Annotated in this window: 15 protein-coding genes and 1 pseudogene; 5 read left to right on the top strand and 11 right to left on the bottom strand. The window is 73.5% G+C overall.

All coding sequences use genetic code 11. From position 1 onward, the window contains the following. A pseudogene (locus tag ACFC02_RS30185) lies at positions 1–437 on the bottom strand (hypothetical protein); the annotation flags it as partial. Positions 438–728: 291 nt separating this feature from the next. Between ACFC02_RS30185 and ACFC02_RS30180 the strand changes: the two are divergent. The 3 genes from ACFC02_RS30180 to ACFC02_RS30170 are packed head-to-tail and all read left to right on the top strand — an operon-like array spanning position 729 to position 3,788. Continuing rightward, positions 729–1,988, top strand: a complete 1,260-nt coding sequence (locus ACFC02_RS30180; RefSeq protein WP_376364045.1) for an ABC transporter substrate-binding protein — start codon at positions 729–731, stop codon at positions 1,986–1,988. Beyond that, positions 1,985–2,962, top strand: coding sequence for a carbohydrate ABC transporter permease (locus ACFC02_RS30175; RefSeq protein WP_376364042.1), 978 nt, complete (start codon positions 1,985–1,987; stop codon positions 2,960–2,962). Before ACFC02_RS30180 ends, ACFC02_RS30175 begins: the two co-directional genes overlap by 4 nt. Further along, the gene (locus ACFC02_RS30170) at positions 2,955–3,788 is read left to right on the top strand and encodes a carbohydrate ABC transporter permease (RefSeq protein ID WP_376364039.1); all 834 of its coding nucleotides are present in this window, start codon (positions 2,955–2,957) and stop codon (positions 3,786–3,788) included. The genes ACFC02_RS30175 and ACFC02_RS30170 overlap by 8 nt, the downstream gene beginning before the upstream one ends. Before the next feature lie 20 nt (positions 3,789–3,808). Here ACFC02_RS30170 and ACFC02_RS30165 read toward each other — a convergent pair whose 3' ends face one another. From ACFC02_RS30165 to ACFC02_RS30145, 5 genes are all read right to left on the bottom strand, one after another. Next, entirely contained in the window at positions 3,809–4,594 is a 786-nt protein-coding gene (locus ACFC02_RS30165; RefSeq protein ID WP_376364036.1) for an SDR family NAD(P)-dependent oxidoreductase, read from the bottom strand. Positions 4,595–4,681: 87 nt separating this feature from the next. Continuing rightward, on the bottom strand, positions 4,682–5,266 hold the full coding sequence (locus ACFC02_RS30160) for a TetR/AcrR family transcriptional regulator (protein WP_376364033.1): 585 nt from the start codon (positions 5,264–5,266) through the stop codon (positions 4,682–4,684). Between the two features lie 54 nt (positions 5,267–5,320). Beyond that, complete coding sequence (gene nirD, locus ACFC02_RS30155; protein ID WP_376364031.1) at positions 5,321–5,671, bottom strand: nitrite reductase small subunit NirD; 351 nt, start codon at positions 5,669–5,671, stop codon at positions 5,321–5,323. Beyond that, positions 5,668–8,304 carry a nitrite reductase large subunit NirB gene (nirB, locus tag ACFC02_RS30150; RefSeq protein WP_376364028.1) on the bottom strand — a complete coding sequence of 879 codons (2,637 nt, stop codon included), beginning with the start codon at positions 8,302–8,304 and terminating at the stop codon, positions 5,668–5,670. Before nirB ends, nirD begins: the two co-directional genes overlap by 4 nt. Continuing rightward, entirely contained in the window at positions 8,305–9,567 is a 1,263-nt protein-coding gene (locus tag ACFC02_RS30145; RefSeq protein ID WP_376364025.1) for an NAD(P)/FAD-dependent oxidoreductase, read from the bottom strand. A 460-nt stretch (positions 9,568–10,027) separates the two neighbouring features. On the opposite strand from ACFC02_RS30145, the gene ACFC02_RS30140 reads away from it, so the two are divergent. Beyond that, positions 10,028–10,810 (top strand): sulfite exporter TauE/SafE family protein, encoded by a 783-nt coding sequence (locus tag ACFC02_RS30140; protein ID WP_376364022.1) that lies wholly within the window; start codon positions 10,028–10,030, stop codon positions 10,808–10,810. Positions 10,811–10,900: 90 nt separating this feature from the next. Here ACFC02_RS30140 and ACFC02_RS30135 read toward each other — a convergent pair whose 3' ends face one another. After that, positions 10,901–11,521 carry a class F sortase gene (locus ACFC02_RS30135; RefSeq protein ID WP_376364019.1) on the bottom strand — a complete coding sequence of 207 codons (621 nt, stop codon included), beginning with the start codon at positions 11,519–11,521 and terminating at the stop codon, positions 10,901–10,903. Between the two features lie 130 nt (positions 11,522–11,651). Then, on the bottom strand, positions 11,652–12,227 hold the full coding sequence (locus ACFC02_RS30130) for a hypothetical protein (protein WP_376364016.1): 576 nt from the start codon (positions 12,225–12,227) through the stop codon (positions 11,652–11,654). Between the two features lie 321 nt (positions 12,228–12,548). Between ACFC02_RS30130 and ACFC02_RS30125 the strand changes: the two genes are divergently transcribed. Beyond that, positions 12,549–13,145, top strand: coding sequence for an NADPH-dependent FMN reductase (locus ACFC02_RS30125; protein ID WP_376364013.1), 597 nt, complete (start codon positions 12,549–12,551; stop codon positions 13,143–13,145). 132 nt (positions 13,146–13,277) lie between these two features. Here the strand turns inward: ACFC02_RS30125 and ACFC02_RS30120 are convergent, their stop codons facing one another. From ACFC02_RS30120 to ACFC02_RS30110, 3 genes are all read right to left on the bottom strand, one after another. Next, positions 13,278–14,921 (bottom strand): M4 family metallopeptidase, encoded by a 1,644-nt coding sequence (locus ACFC02_RS30120; RefSeq protein WP_376364010.1) that lies wholly within the window; start codon positions 14,919–14,921, stop codon positions 13,278–13,280. A gap of 167 nt (positions 14,922–15,088) precedes the next feature. Continuing rightward, positions 15,089–15,934 (bottom strand): arylamine N-acetyltransferase, encoded by an 846-nt coding sequence (locus ACFC02_RS30115; protein WP_376364007.1) that lies wholly within the window; start codon positions 15,932–15,934, stop codon positions 15,089–15,091. 58 nt (positions 15,935–15,992) lie between these two features. Beyond that, a complete protein-coding gene (locus tag ACFC02_RS30110; protein ID WP_376364004.1) occupies positions 15,993–18,587 on the bottom strand; it encodes a molybdopterin oxidoreductase family protein in 2,595 nt (864 codons plus the stop codon). Positions 18,588–18,696 lie beyond the last annotated feature (109 nt).

The raw sequence follows: 18,696 nt of genomic DNA, 5'->3' as shown, positions 1-18,696 counted from the left end.
TTGGGCCGGGTGCGGTGGGCGGGGGCTTCCTTGGACCCCCACGGGGGGGCGCCCGCGGACGCTGAGGGGGTCGGCGAGCCCGTCGGCGAGGCGGTGCCGGGGGAGGTGGCCGCGGCCGGCGACGACGTCGAGTTGTGCGAGGCCTTCTTCAGCTCGATCGAGACCAGCTTGCCCCCCGACACCTCCTTCACGGCGGTGCCGGCGGCCTTGGCCCAGCCCACGTGTGCCTTGGCCAGCAGGTCCCGTCGCTCGGCCTGGTCCTTGGACAGCGACGCGGAGGGGGAGGGGGAGGCCGAGGCGGGAGCGGCCTCGGCTGCCTCGGCGACACTCGACCCGGTCGAGCCGTTCGAGCAGGCGGTCATCAGCAGGGCGGAGCCGCCCAGGGCGCAGATCGCGGCGATCGCGCGCACGGGTGGGATACGGAGCGCATTGGTCATACCACTGTGGGTAACCGTTCGCCGGGACCCCGACACGGACCCGCCGCAGGAACCACCCCAACGGCCCACCACGGCACCGGCCCACCGCGGAGCCGGCCCGCCCTCCCCCGGCCGCCCCCTGGCCTCCCTCGCCCCGCCTTGGCCGAAACGGCGGCCTTGACACGTACACACCACTGCAACGTTCCTGTCGTAATCACGGCGCATGGTTGATCGTTGGGCCGTGCGTGGTCGTGCGCCGGGTGCGTGCGGCCCGGTGCGGGTGTGCAGGGAGTCGAGCGTCAGGGGGCGTACATGACCATCAGCCGCAGAGCACTGCTCGCCGCCGGAGCGGTCGCGGGGGGCGGACTGCTCGGGGCCTGCGGGAGCAACACCGGGCGCGGGGACGGCGGCGGTGGCTCGGGGCCGGCGCTGACACAGTGGTACCACCAGTACGGCGAGAGCGGCACCGAGCAGGCGGTGAAGCGGTACGCCGCCGCGTACGGCAAGGCCCGTGTCACCGTCCAGTGGCGGCCGGGCAACTACGACCAGCAGACCGCCGCCGCCCTCCTCACCGACTCCGGTCCGGACGTCTTCGAGGTGAACGGGCCCACCCTCGACCAGATCCAGGGCGGCCAGGTCGTCGACCTCACCGCCCTGCTCGACGGCGTCAAGGACGACTTCAACCCGGCGGTGCTCGCCCCGAAGACGTACGACGGGAAGATCTGGGGCATCCCGCAGGTCATCGACATGCAGATGCTCTACTACCGCAAGAGCCTGCTCCAGGACGCCGGGCTCCGGCCGCCGGACACCCTCGACGCCCTCGTGGACGCGGCGAAGAAGCTCACCACCAAGAAGACCAAGGGCCTCTTCCTCGGCAACGACGGCGGCGCGGGCGTCCTCGGCGGAACGCCCCTGTACGCGGCCGGACTCCAACTCGTCACCGAGGACGGCAGACCCGGCTTCGACGACCCGGCCGCCGCGCGCACCCTCGCCAAGGTCCGCCAGCTGTACGCCGGCAAGTCCCTGCTCCTCGGCGCCCCCGCCGACTGGTCCGACCCCTCCGCCTTCCTCCAGGGCCTGACCGCCATGCAGTGGTCGGGGCTGTGGGCGCTGCCCCAGGTGCAGAAGGAACTCGGCGACGACTTCGGCGTACTGCCGTTCCCGAAGGACGGTCCGTCCGGCCGGCCCGCCGTGCCGGTCGGCGCGTACGCCGCCGCCGTCAGTGCCCGCAGCCGGAACCGCGACGCGGCCAAGGGGTTCGTGAAGTGGCTGTGGGTGGAACGCACCGACGACCAGGAGGACTTCGCGCTCTCCTACGGCTTCCACATCCCCGCCCGGATCTCGCTCGCGAAGAAGGCCGCCAAGCTGCGCACCGGCGCTGCCGCCGACGCCGTGCGCTTCACCACCGACCACGGCTACGCCCAGCCCCTGCTGTGGACCCCGGCTGCCCAGACCGCCTACCAGGACGCGCTGAGCCGGATCATCAAGGACGGAGCGAATCCGGACAGTGAGCTGAAGGCGGTGCTGCGGAAGGTGTCGGCCGAACTCGACCGCGTGAAGAAGTCCTCATGAGCCGCACCGCCGTGACCCGGCCGCCCCTGGTGCGGCGGGCCGTCCTCCGCGAGGGCGGGACCCGGCGGTCCGCGAACCGGCGGCGGACCCTCTGGTTCTGGGTCTTCGTCGGCCCCTTCGCGGCCGGCCTCGCCCTGTTCACCTACGTCCCGCTGCTGTGGAGCGTGGCGCTCAGCTTCTTCGACGCGCACAACACCGTCACGCCCACCCGCTTCACCGGGCTGGACAACTACACCGCGATGCTGTCGGACGACGCCTTCCTCGACAGCCTGCGCACCTTCCTCCTCTTCACGGCGTTCATCGTCCCGGCCACCTACCTCCTCTCCCTCGCACTCGCCCTCATGGTCAACCGGGTGCGGCGGGCGCAGGCGTTCTTCCGGTCGGTGTTCTTCCTGCCGGCCGCGTGCAGTTACGTCGTCGCCGCCCTCATCTGGAAGATGTCGATCTTCAACGGCGTCCGGTTCGGGCTCGCCAACACGGTCCTCGACCTCTTCGGCGCCGACCCGGTGGCCTGGCTGTCGACCACGGACCCGCCCTGGTACTGGCTGGTCATCGTCACCGTACGGCTGTGGCTCCAGGCCGGTTTCTACATGGTGCTGTTCCTGGCCGGGCTCCAGCGGATCAACCCCGTGCTCTACGAGGCCGCCGCCGTCGACGGCGCACGCCCCGGTTGGCAGGTGCTGCGGCACATCACCCTGCCGCAACTGCGTGCCACCTCCGTCGCGGTGGTCCTGCTCCTCGTCATCAACGCCTTCCAGGCGTTCGACGAGTTCTACAACCTGCTCTCCGACGCCCGCGGCTACCCGCCCTACGCCCGCCCGCCGCTGGTCTACCTCTACTACACCGCGCTCGGCCAGGGGCAGAACCTGGGCCTGGGCAGCGCCGGTGCGGTGATCCTCGCGCTGATCATCGCGATCGTCACGGTGGGCCAGGCCCGCTGGTTCGGGCTGGGAAGGACGGATGCCGATGGATGACGCCCTGGTGCGGGTGGGCCGCGCGCTGCGGCTCGCGCTGCTGATCACGCTCGCCCTGCTCTTCCTGGTCCCCTTCTACCTCCTGGTGCGCAACGGCCTGGCCCGCGAACAGGACATCACCTCGCCCGAGTGGACGTTCTTCCCCTCCCACCTGCGCTGGGGCAACGTCCGCGAACTCTTCGCGGACACCTCCGTCCCGTTCGCCCGCTCACTGCTCAACTCCACGCTGATCGCCGTCGCCACCACCCTCGGCACGGTGCTCCTCGCCTCGCTCGCCGGATACGGTCTCGCCCGCATCCCCTACCGGCACGCGAACAAGGTCTTCTACGCCATCCTCGGCACGCTCATGGTCCCGGCCGCCGTCACCTTCGTCCCCAGCTTCGTGCTGGTGTCCTCCCTGGGCTGGATCTCCACGCTGCGGGGCCTGATCATCCCGACGCTCTTCTCCGCCTTCGCCTGCTTCGTCTTCCGCCAGTACTTCCTCGGCTTCCCGCGCGAGCTGGAGGACGCGGCGCAGGTCGACGGGCTCGGGCCCTGGCGGACGTACTGGCTGGTCGTCGTGCCGAACGCGCGGCCGGTGTTCGCGGCGGTCGGCACGATCGTCTTCATCGGCGCCTGGAACGCCTTCCTGTGGCCGCTGGTGATCGGCCAGGACCAGAGCGCCTGGACGGTCCAGGTCGCCCTGTCCTCCTTCACCACCTCCCAGGTGGTGCGCCTGCACGAGCTGTTCGTCGCGGCGGCCGTCTCGATCCTGCCGCTGCTGGCGGTGTTCCTGTGCTTCCAGCGGTGGATCGTGGCGGGCGTGGAGCGGTCGGGGATCGACTAGGTCCGTGGCCCGGAGGGGGCTCAGAGGGATCCGCCGCTGTCCACCACCAGGTCGGTGCCGACCAGGGAGGCCGCGGCGTCGGACGCCAGGTAGAGGATCGCGGCGGCGACCTCCTCGGTGGCGGAGACCCGGCCCAGGGGGAGCGTGGCCCGCGCCCGCTGCGCGCGGTCCGTGTCCGTCTCGCCGGGCCGCAGCGACATCGTGGTGGCGGTGGCGCCGGGACTGACCACGTTGACGCGGACGCCGTCGCCGATGTGGTCCAGCGCGGCACCCCGGCTGAGCGCGGTCACGGCGGCCTTGGTCGCGGAGTAGGCGGCGGCGCCGGGCGAGGTGGTGTGGGCGCCGAAGGTGGAGGACACGTTGACGATCGCGCCGCCGGACGGCTGGGTGCGCATCCGGCTGATCTGCGCCTGGAGGGCCAGGTGGACGCCGGTGACGTTGACGGCGAGCTGGGTGTGCCAGTCCTCCTCCGGCAGTTCGGCGAGCGGCCGGCCGCCCCGGAAGACACCGGCGTTGTTGACGGCCACGTCGAGCGAGCCGAAGCGTTCCACGGCGGCCTCGACCAGCGCCTCGGCCTCGGCGGCGCGGGAGACGTCCGCGGTCACCGCGAGCGCCTTGCCGCCCGCCTCCTCGATCAGCGCGACCGTCTCGTCAAGCGGCTCGCGGCGGCGCCCGGCGACGACGAGCTGGGCGCCCTCGGCGGCGAACGCGAGGGCCGTCGCGCGGCCGATGCCGGAGCCGGCCCCGGTGACGAGAACGGTCCGGCCCTCGAAGCGGCCGACGGGCCGGGTGCTCTGCGCGGTCATGATCTCCCCTTTTTATTGACCGATCGGTTCAGTATCAGGACCGAAAGCAACGCGCCCGACGACGAGCGCGTTCCCCGGTCTCGTTCCTCAGTCCAGCAGCATCAGGGCCTGCTCCGCCGCGTCCCGCACCCGCGCCGGGTCCGCCGACGCCTTGCCGACGATCCGCAGACCCTGCATCAGCACCAGCAGCGCGCGGGCCAGGGTGAGCGGATCGCGGCCGGCGGGCAGCTCCCCCTGTGCCCCGGCGCGGACCAGTGCCGAGTGCAGGAGCGTCTCCAGGTGGTCCCAGTTGCGCTCCACGCGCCGGGCGGCGGCCGGGTCGTGCGCGGCCAGCTCGGACGCCGTGTTGGTGACCATGCAGCCGTGCAGGCGCAGCTCCTCGTGGGCCGCCTCCGCCGCGTAGCGCCGTACGACCGCGCGCACGGCCGACAGGGCCGGGCCGGGTCCGGACAGCTCGCGCACGATCCGCTCCATGCCCGTCTGCTCGTAGCGGTCCAGCGCCCTCAGGTACAGCTCGTGCTTGCTGCCGAACGTCGCGTACAGGCTGGCGCGGCCGATGCCGAGGTGCGCCACGAGGTCGGCCATGGACGTCGCCTCGTAGCCGCGCCGCCAGAACAGCTCCAGGGCCGACTGCAGCGCGGCGTCCGGATCGAATTCCTTGGTCCTGGCCACGTACGGGAGCCTAAGCCTTTCTGGAACGACCGGTCAAGTAAGAAAGAGAGGACCTCATGCGCTGCGCACGCCGTACGCCCTCACCCGCACCCCCTCGTCGTCCAGGCACCGTCCGGAGCCGAGGTCGAAGCGCTGCTTGAGCAGCGGCGAGGCGACGAACGGGCGGCCCGCGTGGGTGCCGGTCAGGCCGCGGGAGAGGACCGCCGCGCCGGTGAACGGGTCGCGGTTGTCGATCGCGTACAGGCGGCCGGACCGGTCGCGGAAGAGGGCCGCCTGGCGGCCGTCCGGCAGCAGGGCCGCGACCCCGCGGCCGGGCAGCAGCGTGCTCAGGTCGCACACGGTGAACCAGCTGTCGTCGAGCCGGAGCTGGACCTTCACGTCGGTGGTCTCGGGGGCGAGGGTCATCGCTGGGCGCTTCCTTCCAGGGCGTCGTGGGCAGGCCGCAGGCCGAGGGTCAGCAGCGGCAGGTCGGGCTTCATCTGGTCGCGTTCGGGGACGAAGCCGACGACCGGGTCCGGGGTGCCGGGGGCGTTCACGAAGGAGACGAACCGGGCGAGCCGGTCCGGGTCGGCGATCGTCTCGGCCCACTCGTCGCGGTAGTGGGAGACGTGCGCCGCCATCTGGGTCTCCAGCTCGGCGCAGATGCCGAGCGAGTCGTGGACCACCACGTCCCGTACGTGGTCCAGACCGCCGGGGATCCGCTCCAGCCACACGCTGGTGCGTTCCAGTCTGTCGGCGGTGCGGATGTAGAACATCAGGAACCGGTCGATCAGCCGGACCAGTTCGGCGTCGGACAGGTCCTGGGCGAGCAGGTCGGCGTGGCGCGGGGAGGCGCCGCCGTTTCCTCCGACGTACAGGTTCCAGCCGTTCGCGGTGGCGATCACGCCGAAGTCCTTCGACCGGGCCTCGGCACACTCGCGGGCGCACCCGGAGACCGCCGACTTCAGTTTGTGCGGGGACCTCAGGCCCCGGTAGCGCAGCTCCAGGTCGATCGCCATGCGCACCGAGTCCTGGACGCCGAAGCGGCACCAGGTCCGGCCCACGCAGGACTTCACCGTGCGCAGCGACTTGCCGTACGCGTGCCCCGACTCGAAGCCCGCGTCCACCAGCCGGGCCCAGATCAGCGGCAGCTGCTCGACGCGGGCGCCGAACATGTCGATGCGCTGCCCGCCGGTGATCTTCGTGTAGAGCCCGAAGTCACGGGCGATCTCCCCGATCACGATCAGCTTCTCCGGTGCGATCTCCCCGCCGGGGATGCGCGGGACGACGGAGTACGAGCCGTTCCGCTGCAGGTTGGCCAGGAAGTGGTCGTTGGTGTCCTGGAGGGCGGCCTGCTCGCCGGTGAGGACGTAACCGTCCGCGCCGATCACCGGGGCCAGCGAGGCGATGACCGAGGCGACGGCAGGCTTGCAGGTCTCGCAGCCGTCGCCGCCGCGCGCCCCCTCGCGGCCGAAGCGGTCCAGCAGGTCCTGGTAGGAGGTGACGCGCAGGGCGAGGACGATCTCGTACAGCTCCTCGCGGGTCTGCGCGAAGCAGCCGCACAGGCCCTTGTCGGCCTCGACGCCGCCCGCCTCCAGTTCGGCCTCGACCAGCTGGGTGAGCACCTTGACGCACGAGCCGCACCCGGTGCCGGCCCGGGTGCACTTCTTCACCTCCGGCACGCTCGTGCAGGCGTGGTCCGTGACCGCGCCGCGGACGGTGCCCTTGGTGACGTTGTGGCAGGAGCAGATCACCGCGTCGTCCGGGAGGGCGGCCGGGCCGAGCTGGGCGGGCGCACCGGCACCGGCCGGCAGCACCAGCGACTCGGGGGAGACGGGCGGCACCGCCCCGGTGAACGCGCGCAGCGTGCCGTACGCCTCCGCGTCACCGACCAGGATGCCGCCGAGCAGGGTGCCGTCCCGGCCGATGACCAGCTTCTTGTACAGGCCCGCGCGGGAGTCGGAGTAGACGACGTCCAGGCAGTCCTCGGCGGTGCCGTGCGCGTCGCCGAAGGAGGCCACGTCCACGCCGAGCAGCTTCAGCTTGGTGGACAGGTCGGCGCCCGTGAACTGCGCGTCGTCCGCGGCGATGGTGGCCGCCGCCGTCTCGGCCTGCTCGTAACCGGGCGCGACCAGCCCGTAGACCCGGCCGTCGACCGCCTGCGCGCACTCGCCGATCGCGAACACGTGCGGGTCGGTGACCGTACGGCACCGTGCGTCCACGCTGATCCCGCCGCGCTCGCCGACCCGCAGGCCCGAGGCGCGGGCCAGCTGGTCGCGGGGGCGGACACCGGCGCTGAACACGACCATGTCGACGACGAGTTCGGAGCCGTCCGACAGCTTCATACCGGTGACGGCGCCGTCCGCGCCGACCACGATCTCCTGGGTGCCGGTGCCGGTGTGGACGCTCAGCCCCATCCCCTCGACGGTGCGCAGCAGGGCGGCGCCGCCGCCCTCGTCGACCTGAACCGGCATCAGGCGCGGCGCGAACTCCACGATGTGCGTGGCCAGTCCGAGCCCCTTGAGGGCGCCCGCCGCCTCCAGGCCCAGCAGTCCGCCGCCGACCACCGCGCCGGTGCGGGCGCGCGAGGCGGCGTACGCCTCGATGGCGAGCAGGTCCTCGATGGTGCGGTAGACGAAACAGCCCTCGGCGTCCCTGCCGGGCACCGGCGGGACGAACGGGAAGGAGCCGGTGGCGAGGACGAGCACGTCGTAGCCGACGGTGAGCCCGGAGCGGGCGGTGACCGTGCGGGCCTCGCGGTCGATGGTCTCGGCGGGGTCCCCGAGGTGCAGTTCGATGCCGTGCTCGTCGATGAAGCGCCGGTCGGTGAGGGACAGCTCCTCCGGGGTGCGGCCCGTGAAGTACGAGGTGAGCTGCACCCGGTCGTACGCGGGACGCGGCTCCTCGCACAGCACGACCACGCGGTGGGTCGCGGTCAGGCCGCGCTCGGCCAGCGCTTCGAGGAAACGCTGGCCGACCATGCCGTGGCCGACGAGCACGATCGTGGGTGCGGTCCCCGGGAGGGCGGTGGTGCCGGTGGTGGCTGTGGTGGCGGGCATTCAGGAGCCTCCGTCATGGGTGAGCAGGTGGAGCGGCGGGCCGCCGTCCGTCGGGAGCGGCTCCGCCTTCTCCCAGGCGCGGGCGAGCGCGCCGACGGTGCCGAGTTCGCCGACGAGGACCCCGCCGACCAGCCGGTCGCCGCGGACGACGACCCGGCGGTAGGTGCCGCGGGTGGCGTCGGCGAGCTGCACGACGTCGTCGCCGGGCAGCGGCTCGGTCTCGCCGAACGCGGCGAGGTCGAAGGAGGCCGGGTCGGTGGGGGCCGGGCCCGGGGGAGCCGGGTGGCAGGGGGAGCCCGCGCCGGTCAGGGTGAGCCGGGTGAGCGAGCGGGTGCCGGTGTAGCGGGCAGCGGCCCGGCCCGCGAGCAGCTCGGCCAGGACGGCGACCTGTTCCAGGGCGGGGGCGGCGAGCCCGTACACCGTGCCGGCGTGCTGGACGCAGTCGCCGACGGCACGGATGTGCGGGTCGCTGGTGCGCAGCTCGTCGTCGACGACGACGCCCCTGCCGACGGCCAGGCCCGCGTCCTCGGCGAGGGCGGTGCGCGGACGCACCCCGCAGGCCAGGACCGCGAGGTCGGCGTCGAGGGCGTACCCGTCGGCCAGCTCCACCGAGCGCAGGGCGCCGCCCGCGCAGCGCACGTCCCGCACCCGGCACTCGGTGTGCACCTCGACGCCCAGGTCACGCAGGTGCCGCAGCACGAGCCGGGACGCCCCCGGGTCGAGCTGCCGCTCCATCAGCCGCTCGGCCTGCTGCCCGAGCACCACCTGTGCGCCGCGCACGGCCAGCGCCCGCGCCGCGGACACCCCGAGCAGCCCGCCGCCCACCACGACCGCCCGCGCCCCGGGCCGTACGGCCCCGGACAGGCTCAGGCAGTCGTCCATCGTGCGGAACGCGTGGACGCCCGAAGGCAGTTCGCGACCGGCGCCGAACAGGCCGCGCAGCGGCGGCAGCACCGGGTTGGAGCCGGTGGCCAGCACCAGCGTGCCGTAGCCGATCACCGTGCCGTCCGCGCACCGCACCTCGCGTGCCGCGCGGTCGATGCCGACGACCCGGGCCCGGACCAGACGGGCCGGGGCGGGGAGCGCGATGACCTCCGGTGCGTACCGGCCGGCCAGCACCTCCGCGAGCAGCACCCGGTTGTACGGCCGGTGCTCCTCCTCGCCGACGACCAGCGCGGGCGTGCCCAGCTCACCGAGGCGCCGGGCGAGGGCCACGCCCGCGAGCCCGGCGCCGATCACCACCACACGCGCATTCGAGGTCATGCCCCTGAGCGTGCGACGCGGACGTTACCCGGCGGCATCCCTCCTGTTTCCCCCACGGAACGCTGCCCTCAGCGGGGGCGGGCGGCGGGTGTGAGGGCGCCGCCCGGCCCGTCACCCGGCCTCGGCGGGATTTGAGGAGTGCCTCGGTGGGCCTTGAGCTGTCCCTCGACGGGCCTTGAGGAGCGCATCGGTGGGCTTTGATCCGTTCCTCGGCAGATCCGAGGGTTACCTCGGCGGACCTCAAAGTCCCTCAGATGCGTGGATCGCCGCCGGGTCGCTGCCTAGTGCCGCAACAGGCAACGTCCGCCCCGTCGCGACGCCCGGCACGCACTCTGGCCGCACCGGCCGAAAGCCCGAGTACGTCCAGTACGAGGACTTCCGGCCGGCACACCGAGAGCACGCACCGGACGCCGCTCCTTGACGGGCAAACGTTGCCTGCCGCGGCACTAGGGTCGTGATCATGCCCGACATACCCCTGACCGTGGTCGTCCTCCTCTGCCTCGCCGCGCTCGCCGCCGGCTGGATCGACGCCGTGGTCGGCGGGGGCGGGCTCCTGCTGCTGCCGGTGCTGCTGCTCGGACTGCCGGCCGGGACCTCGGCCGCGTCCGCGCTGGGCACCAACAAGGCGGTCGCCATCGTCGGGACGTCCGGCGCGGCGGTGACGTACGCGCGCCGGGCACCCGTGGACGTACGGCTGGCCGTGCGGATCGGTCTCGCGGCGCTCGCCGGGTCCTGCGCCGGAGCGCTGTGCGCGGCCGGGATGAGCACCGACGTGCTGAAACCGGTGATCATGGTGGTGCTGCTCGCGGTGGGGGCGTTCGTGATCCTGCGGCCCGCGTTCGGCACCGCCCCCGCGTCCGGGCCGGCCACCCGCCGCCAGGTCCTCGCGGCGATCGGCCTCGCGGGCCTCGGCATCGGCTTCTACGACGGGTTCATCGGCCCCGGCACCGGCACGTTCCTCGTGCTGGCGCTGACCGCCGTGCTCCACCTGGACCTGGTGACCGCCTCCGCCACCGCCAAGATCGTCAACTGCTGCACCAACGCCGGCGCCCTGGCCACCTTCGCCTGGCAGGGCGCGGTGCTGTGGCAACTGGCCGCCGTCATGGCGGTGTTCAACCTGGCGGGCGGCATGCTGGGCGCGCGCACCGCGCTGAAGAAGGGCAGCGGCTTCGTCCGGATCGTCCTGCTGACCGTGGTGTTCGCCCTGGTGGTGAACCTGGCGTACCAGCAGTGGGTGGCGTGACCCCGCCCCCGCCTCCCCTCCCTGCTCCTGCCCTTGGCTCCTGCCTTGTTCCTGCCTTGTTCCTGCCGTGCTCCCGCCCTGCGCCTGCTGTCAGCGGCTGCCGGTCAGGTGGGCGAAGACCACCACGTTGCCCTGGTAGCCGGTGGCCCTGGAGTAACCGCCGCCGCAGGTGATGATCCGCAGTTCGGGGCGTTTCGCCGGGCCGTAGACCTTCTTGTCGGGGAAGTCCTTCACCGCGTACACCTCGACCGCGTCCACCGTGAACACCGCGACCCCGCCGTCACGGCGGTCCACCTCGACGACGCTGTCCTTCTTCAGGGCGCCGAGGTCGTAGAAGACGGCGGGCCCCTGCGTGTTGTCGACGTGACCGGCGACGATCGCGGTGCCGCGCTCGCCGGGGGTGGTGCCGGCCTCGTACCAGCCGGCCAGGTTCTTGTCGGAGGCGGGCGGGACGTCGAGGTTGCCGGCCGGGGTGAGGCCCAGGCCCATCAGGGGGGCGTTCACCCGGATCGAGGGGATGCGGATGCGGGTGGGCGGGGACGGCGGCAGCGCGGACGCGCCGAGCCGCTGCACGCCGGGGTCGGGCGTGCCCTCGGCCGGGGTGGGCTGGGGCGGGGCGTGCGTGGTGCCCGCACCGAGCAGCAGCCACCCGCCGCAGCAGAGGCTGACGACGGTGACGGCGGCTATCGCACAGTCGCCGATCCTGCGCATGGGAACCCCTCTCCCGGTCGGGTACTGCGGTCGTGTCCCCCGCCCCCTCCGGACGACAGGGCCCAGGGGCGTCGCGCCCGGCGGGGGAGGGGACGTGCGGTACCGGCGGACGGACGGCGGAGGGTGTCCGTCAGATCCCGTCGCCTCTCGCCCGGCGATGCAGGAGCCAGGTACCGCCCGCGGCGGCGACGGCGAGTGCCGCCACGCCGGCCGCGGTCTGCACGGGGTCGTGGCCCAGGGCGCCGCCGACCCCCGTCTTCACACTTCCCCGGGGCTCCACCTGTTGCCCCTGTGCCGCCGCGGTGAGGGTGACGACCAGGTCGCCCTTGACCTCCCGGCCGCCCTCGGCGCACTGCGCGACGATCTCGTACGTCCCCGGCTGCGCGCTCTCCGGGACCCGGAACCGGCCGATCGCGTCGCCCTCGTGCGTGCTGGGGGCCAGCGGGAAGGGCCCGGCGCCGACCGCGCTGGCGTCGCCCGCCGCGGACGACTTCTCGCCGCACGCCTTGGTGTTCACGGTGACCTGCCCGCCCGGCACCGCCGAGGAGGGGTACACCTCAAGGCCGCTCGCGGCCGACCCGAGGGCGCGCCCGGCCACGGGAGCGGTGTCCGCGCCGTACGCGGGCGCGGCGAGCCCGCTCACGGCGGCGACGGCGAGCGCGGCCCCGGTCACGGCCCCGGCCGGCAGACGTGCGGTACGTCGCATCGGTGCTCCTTAGAGCTGCTCAGCGGTCGGGACACGGCCGCGGCACCCGCATGCGCCGCCGTCGTCGCGTCCCTGCCCTTCCGAGGTAAGTGGCACATGCGCCCGCCCGCTTCCTGAGACCCCGTCAGGAATACGGTGAACGGGTGCCGTCCTCCCCGGGGCGCGAGGCGCGACCGCGAGCATTTGTCCAGGTCAGCGCGGCTGTCCTGACGGAGCGTCGGAATTTTCCGGAAGGGGGAGAGGTGCGGGGGTGAACGGGTGACCGGGGCGTGCGGGCCCAGGCTTGACCTCAAGCAAGGTTGAGCTACCAGGCTGTCCCGCATGAACGCCACCACCGCGCCCCGCGCGCCCCTGAACGTCACCCTCGTCGTCGGCAGCAACCGCCACGGCCGTTTCGGACCCGTGGTCGCCGACTGGCTCCTCGCCCACCTGCGCGAGCGCCCCGACTTCGCCGTCCAGGTCGTGGACGTGGCCGGGACGGCCGCCCTCCCGACGACCCTGAAGCCGGACCCGGAGGCGACGGCGGCCCTGGCGGAGACCACCCCGAAACTGGCGTCCGCGGACGCGTTCGTCGTCCTCACCCCGGAGTACAACCACTCCTTCCCCGCCGGCCTCAAGAACCTCATCGACTGGCACTTCACCGAGTGGCAGGCCAAGCCGGTCGCCCTCGCCTCCTACGGCGGCCTCGCCGGCGGCCTGCGCGCCGTCGAACACCTGCGGCAGGTCTTCGCCGAACTCCACGCGGTCACACTCCGCGACACGGTCTCCTTCTACAACGCGGGCGGTTCCTTCGACGACGAGGGCACCCTGAAGGACCCCACCGCCCCGGACGCGGCGGCGAAGCTGATGCTGGACCGCCTGGAGTGGTGGGGGCAGGCTCTGCGGGAGGCCAGGGAGCTTCGGCCTTACGGGAGTTAGGGGCTTCCTCCGGCCTCTGGGGCCACCCCACCTACCTGTACTGAGCCCACCGGTACCGAATCCACCGGTACGGGAAGGAACGGCCGCCTCCGCCGTGCGGGCGGGGGCGGCCGTCGTGCCGGGGCGGCGGGGTCAGTTCACGCTGACCGCGCTCCAGGCCGCCGCCACCGCGCCGTACTCCGCGGAGCCGGCGCCGTAGAGGTCCTTCGCGGCGCTGAGGGTGGCCGTCCTGGCGGCCGCGTAGTTCGTCGAGGATGTCATGTAGACCGTGAGGGCCCGGTACCAGATCTTGCCGAGCTTGTCGTGGCCGATGCCCGTCACCGTGGAGTTGTTGCACGTGGGGGAGTTGTAGGCGACGCCGTTCACGGTCTTCGCGCCGCTGCCCTCGGCGAGCAGGTAGGCGAAGTGGTTGGCGACGCCCGAGGAGTAGTGGACGTCGAGGTTGCCCACCGAAGCGCTCCAGCAGTCGGCCGAGTTGCCGTCCTTGGAGGGCTTGTCCATGTAGCGCAGGGCGGTGCCGTTGAAGCCGGAGCGGACGATCTTCTCGCCGATCAGGTAGTCACCGGGGTCGGCCGGGTTGTTCGCGTACCACTCCACCATCGTGCCGAGGATGTCGGAGGTGGCCTCGTTCAGGCCGCCGGACTCGCCCGAGTACGTCAGTGCCGCCGTCTTGGACGTCACGCCGTGCGACATCTCGTGCCCGGCGACGTCGAGGGCGACGAGCGGGCCGAAGGTGGTGCCGTCACCGTCGCCGTACGTCATGCAGAAGCAACTGTCGTCCCAGAAGGCGTTGTTGTAGTTGGTGCCGTAGTGGACGCGGTTGTACGAGCCCTTGCCGTCGCCCGCTATGCCGTTGCGGCCGTGGACGTATCTGTAGTAGTCCCAGGTCTCGTTCGTGCCGTACTGCGCGTCCACCGCCGCCGAGGCGCGGTCCGCCGTCGCACCCGTTCCCCAGTGGTTGTCGGCGTCCGCGAAGAGGGTGGCGGGGGCGCGCTGGAAGCAGATGCCGAAGATGCACAGGTCGGTCTTGTTCTCCGCGTCGCCCGTGTACGTGTTGCCGCGCGTCGGGTCCTTGAGCTGGTAGGCCGACCCGGACTGGGTCGTCTCCAGCGCGACCGTGCCGCTGTAGAGCGACTTGCCGTCGCCCGTCGCCGTCTCGATGCTGTCCCAGGCGTCGATCTGCGCCCCGGTGCGCGCGTCGGTCACGACCGTGCGTGCGACCGGGTTGCCGAGGGAGTCCAGGGCGGCCGCGACGGTGCGCCAGGCCAGGCGCGGGGTGCCGTGCAGGGCGTCGACGACCAGGCCCGGCTTGGCCTTGACCTGCTTCAGACGGGCACCGGGGTTCGCGGCGCGCAGCGCGTGCGTGGCGAGGTCGGCGGCCGCGGGGGCGGCGAGGGCCGGTGTGGTGGTCGGCAGGGAGACCGTGGAGCGCGTGGCGCGGTCGGCGCCCCGGTAGGTGCCGTCCGGCGCCAGGTGGACCACGAAGTCCCCGCCCAGTACGGGCAGTCGGTCGTACGTACGGTCGTAGCGGACGTGCTGCGTGCCGTCCTTGTCGACGATCACGTCGCGGACGGTGGTGTGCTCGTCGGAGGTGAGGCCCAGGGCGCCGGTGTGGTCCGCGAGCGCGGCGGCGGCGTTCCGGACGGCGGTGGTCCGGCTGGGTCTGCCCTCCGCGTGGGCGGCGGGGGAGAGTGCGGCGGCCAGCAGGGTGGCCGCGGCGGCGGCCACGCCGGCCGTGGCGAGGCGGGAACCTCGGAGGTGCCGTGTCCGACTCATCGGTCTCCTTGAGCGCGGGCGCCCTCGGGCGCATGGGGGTGGCGCTGACGGTGACTGAGATTTAAGTGGTCATGACATGTCATGTCCATAGGGCCCGCAGGAGTGATGGGTGGAGAACGGAGAATCGTTTCTACGTCCGACCGGTCCCCGGCGTCACACCGGCACCGTCAGACCAGCAGCGTCAGCCCCTCGGGCACCGCGACGCCGAACTCCTCCTCGACCACGCGCCGCGCCTCCGCCTCGTTCACGAGGGTGCGCTCATTGACCGTGCCGTCGGCGAGGACCTCCGTGAACCGGGCCCCGTCCAGGGCGAGACGGCGCCCGGCGGTGGTCCGCTGGAGGTAGGCGCGACGCGTGAAGGGGGAGCGCGGGTTGGTGGCGACGTGCCAGTTGAAGACCTCGAAGTCGGCGGAGGTGAACGGCTCCAGCGTGAAGGCGTACTGCCCGATCCACTGCCCCGACGCGCTGTCGTGCGCCTGCAACGCCCACAGCTCCAGCGGCCCGCCGTGCGGCAGCCGCGTGAACCGGTGCCTGCGCCCGCCGCCCTCGAACTCGGGGCCGAGCGCCAGCGGCACCGGCGCCAGCAGCGCCCCGGCCGCCCCGAAACCGACGTCCGCCAGGTACGGCCGCGGCTCGCCCGGCACGCCGACCCGCAGCATCATGTGCGTGCGCGGCCGGCTCTCCGGGGTGTCGGCGCCCAGCAGCACCCGCCCGGCCAGCCCGGACACCTCGAACCCGAGCGCCCCGAGCGCCAGCGCCAGCAGCGCGTTGTGCTCGTAGCAGTAGCCCCCGCGCCGGCCGCGCACCATCTTGGCCATCAGATCGGCCGGGGCCAGCGAGGGCGCGGTGCCGGAGAGGGGATCCAGGTTCTCGAAGGGGAGGGACAGGGCGTGCGCGAGGTGCACCCCGCGCAGGGTCGCGGGAGCGGCCCGCCTGCTCCCCTCCCACCCGATGCGCCCCAGGTAGGCGTCGAGGTCGAACTGGTCGGTCGTGGCGGCTGCGGCGTCGGACATGCCCCCGAACCTACGCGGCACCGCCCCGCGCCCGTCACGGCCCCCCACCCGGCCGGGCTCAGGCCTCCCCGCGGTCGTCCCCGGGGCCGCCCGCGACCTCCACCCGCACCGCGCACACCTTGAACTCCGGCATCCGGGAGACCGGGTCGAGCGCCGGGTTCGTGAGCGTGTTCGCGCGGCCCTCGCCGGGCCAGTGGAAGGGCATGAACACCGTGTCCGGACGGATGCCGTCCGTGATCCGCGCGGGCGCCACCGCACGCCCCCGCCGCGACACGACGGCCAGCGGGACGCCTTCCACCGCCCCCAGCCGCGCCGCCAGCCGGGGGTGCAGCTCGACGAAGGGACCGGGCGCGGCGGCGTTCAGCTCCTCGACGCGGCGGGTCTGCGCCCCGGACTGGTACTGCGCGACGACCCGCCCGGTGGTCAGCAGCACCGGATACGCGTCGTCCGGTTCCTCCGCACTCGGCCGGTACGACACGGGCACGAACAGCGCCCGTCCGTCCTCGGTGGCGAAGCGGTCGAGGAAGAGACGGGGGGTGCCGGGGTGGTGCGGGGGGAGCGCGAGGCGGGGTCGCGCGGCCCCGGCGGGCTGCCCGGGGCGCGGGTGCGGCTCGAATCGCGGGTCCGGCTCGGGCCGAGGGTCCGGCTCGGGCCGCCGGGGCTGCCCGGGCTCCGTGCCCTCTGTGCCCCCCGCCTCTGTGCCCCCCGCCTCCGTGCCTTCCGTGCCCTCCGCACCCGCTGTTCCCGGGCCCGCCGTGGCACCGAAACCCCGCGTGCCCGTACCCGCCGTGCCCTCCGTACCCGCCGTGCCCTCCGTACCCGCCGTGCCCTCCGTACCCGCCGTGCCCTCCGTACCCGCAGTGCCCTCCGTACCCGCCGTGCCCTCCGCAACCGCCGTGTGCTCCGTGCCCGCCGTGCCCTCCGTACCCGCAGTGTGCTCCGTGCCCTCCGGTGTGTCCGGGCCCGCCGTGGCACGGGGGCCCCGCGTGCCCGTCCCGCCGCCCGCACCCGCCGTGCCCGCCATGCCTGCCGGGTCCTCCGGGCAGGGCCAGAACACCCCGTTCTCCAGCGCCAGCCTGGCGTAGGTGATGCCGGAGTAGTCGGCGGGGGCGCCCGCGGTCGCCCGGCGCAGTTCCTCGAAGACCTCTTCCGGGTCGGTCGGGAAGCCCTTCTTGACGCCCAGCCGGGCGGCCAGCCCGTGCAGCACCTCCAGGTCGCCGCGGACCCCCTCGGGCGGGTCGACCGCCCGGCGCCGCAGCAGGACCCTGCCCTCCAGGTTCGTCGTCGTGCCCGTCTCCTCGGCCCACTGCGTCACCGGCAGGACGACGTCCGCGAGTGCCGCCGTCTCCGACAGCACCACGTCGCACACCGCCAGGAAGTCCAGCGAGCGCAGCCGTTCCTCGACGTGGGCCGCGCGCGGCGCGGACACCACCGGGTTGGAGCCCATGATCAGCAGCGCGCGGACGTCCCTGCCCAGCGCGTCCAGCAGCTCGTACGCGCTGCGCCCCGGCCCCGGCAGGCTGTCCGGGTCCACGCCCCACACCCCGGCCACGTGCCGCCGCGCCGCCGGGTCGGTCAGCTTGCGGTAGCCCGGCAACTGGTCGGCCTTCTGGCCGTGTTCCCGGCCGCCCTGGCCGTTGCCCTGCCCGGTCAGGCAGCCGTACCCGGACAGCGGGCGGCCGGCCCGGCCGGTCGCCAGGCACAGGTTGATCCACGCGCCCACCGTGTCGGTGCCCTTCGCCTGCTGCTCGGGCCCGCGCGCGGTGAGCACCATCGCCGCCTGCGGCTCGCAGAACATCCGTACGGCCCGCCTGAGCTGCGGGACGGACACCCCCGTGACCCGCTCCACGTACTCCGGCCAGTGCGCCATCGCCGCCGCCCGCGCCTCGGCCCAGCCGGTCGTGCGCGCCCGGACGTACTCCTCGTCGACCCGGCCCTCCGCGACGACCAGGTGCAGCAGACCGAGGGCGAGGGCGAGATCGGTTCCGGGGCGGGGCGCGAGGTGCAGGTCGGCCTGTTCGGCGGTCTTCGTGCGGCGCGGATCGACGACGATCAGCGTGCCGCCGTTCTCCCGCAGTTCGCTGAAGTACCGCAGCGCCGGGGGCATCGTCTCCGCCGGGTTGGAACCGACGAGGATCACGCACCCCGTCCTCGGGATGTCCTCCAACGGGAACGGCAGCCCCCGGTCCAGCCCGAACGCCAGGGTGCCGGCCGCCGCCGCCGACGACATGCAGAACCGGCCGTTGTAGTCGATCTGCGAGGTGCCGAGCGCCACCCGCGCGAACTTGCCGAGCGCGTACGCCTTCTCGTTGGTCAGGCCGCCCCCGCCGAACACACCGCAGGCGTCCGGACCGTGCTCCCCGCGCGCGCGTGCCAGCGCGCCGGCGACCCGGTCCAGGGCCTCCTCCCAGCCGGCCGGCTCGAGCGTGCCCGCGGGCGAGCGCACCAGCGGGGAGGTCAGCCGCACCCGGGAGGAGAGCACCGCGGGCGCCGTACGGCCCTTGCCGCACAGCGCCCCCCGGTTCACCGGGAAGTCCGCCCGCTCACCCACCTCGACGCCCCCGCCGGGAACGGGGGTGAGGTTCATCCCGCACTGCAGGGCGCAGTACGGGCAGTGCGTGGGCGTCGGGGAGGAGGTCTGCGCTTTCTGCATGCCGCTCAGCGTGCGGCGGCCGTGTTACGCGCCCCTACGGCCGCTGTTACGCCGCCGGGACGGCGACCTCCCCGCGCGGGTGCCCGGACGGTGAGGCGGGCGGGCGCCG

This window comes from Streptomyces sp. NPDC056160 (assembly GCF_042268205.1).
Taxonomy (GTDB): domain Bacteria; phylum Actinomycetota; class Actinomycetes; order Streptomycetales; family Streptomycetaceae; genus Streptomyces.
This window is presented reverse-complemented; position numbering and strand designations above follow the sequence as displayed.

What these genes read in the sequence shown, in the direction of transcription:
- ACFC02_RS30140 (WP_376364022.1), top strand. Translation starts at nt 10,028, where the DNA reads ATGCCCGACATACCCCTGACCGTGGTCGTCCTCCTCTGCCTCGCCGCG.
- nirD (WP_376364031.1), bottom strand. Translation starts at nt 5,671, where the DNA reads ATGACCCTCGCCCCCGAGACCACCGACGTGAAGGTCCAGCTCCGGCTC.
- ACFC02_RS30115 (WP_376364007.1), bottom strand. Translation starts at nt 15,934, where the DNA reads ATGTCCGACGCCGCAGCCGCCACGACCGACCAGTTCGACCTCGACGCC.
- ACFC02_RS30125 (WP_376364013.1), top strand. Translation starts at nt 12,549, where the DNA reads ATGAACGCCACCACCGCGCCCCGCGCGCCCCTGAACGTCACCCTCGTC.
- nirB (WP_376364028.1), bottom strand. Translation starts at nt 8,304, where the DNA reads ATGCCCGCCACCACAGCCACCACCGGCACCACCGCCCTCCCGGGGACC.
- ACFC02_RS30145 (WP_376364025.1), bottom strand. Translation starts at nt 9,567, where the DNA reads ATGACCTCGAATGCGCGTGTGGTGGTGATCGGCGCCGGGCTCGCGGGC.
- ACFC02_RS30130 (WP_376364016.1), bottom strand. Translation starts at nt 12,227, where the DNA reads ATGCGACGTACCGCACGTCTGCCGGCCGGGGCCGTGACCGGGGCCGCG.
- ACFC02_RS30180 (WP_376364045.1), top strand. Translation starts at nt 729, where the DNA reads ATGACCATCAGCCGCAGAGCACTGCTCGCCGCCGGAGCGGTCGCGGGG.
- ACFC02_RS30135 (WP_376364019.1), bottom strand. Translation starts at nt 11,521, where the DNA reads ATGCGCAGGATCGGCGACTGTGCGATAGCCGCCGTCACCGTCGTCAGC.
- ACFC02_RS30110 (WP_376364004.1), bottom strand. Translation starts at nt 18,587, where the DNA reads ATGCAGAAAGCGCAGACCTCCTCCCCGACGCCCACGCACTGCCCGTAC.
- ACFC02_RS30120 (WP_376364010.1), bottom strand. Translation starts at nt 14,921, where the DNA reads ATGAGTCGGACACGGCACCTCCGAGGTTCCCGCCTCGCCACGGCCGGC.
- ACFC02_RS30175 (WP_376364042.1), top strand. Translation starts at nt 1,985, where the DNA reads ATGAGCCGCACCGCCGTGACCCGGCCGCCCCTGGTGCGGCGGGCCGTC.
- ACFC02_RS30165 (WP_376364036.1), bottom strand. Translation starts at nt 4,594, where the DNA reads ATGACCGCGCAGAGCACCCGGCCCGTCGGCCGCTTCGAGGGCCGGACC.
- ACFC02_RS30170 (WP_376364039.1), top strand. Translation starts at nt 2,955, where the DNA reads ATGGATGACGCCCTGGTGCGGGTGGGCCGCGCGCTGCGGCTCGCGCTG.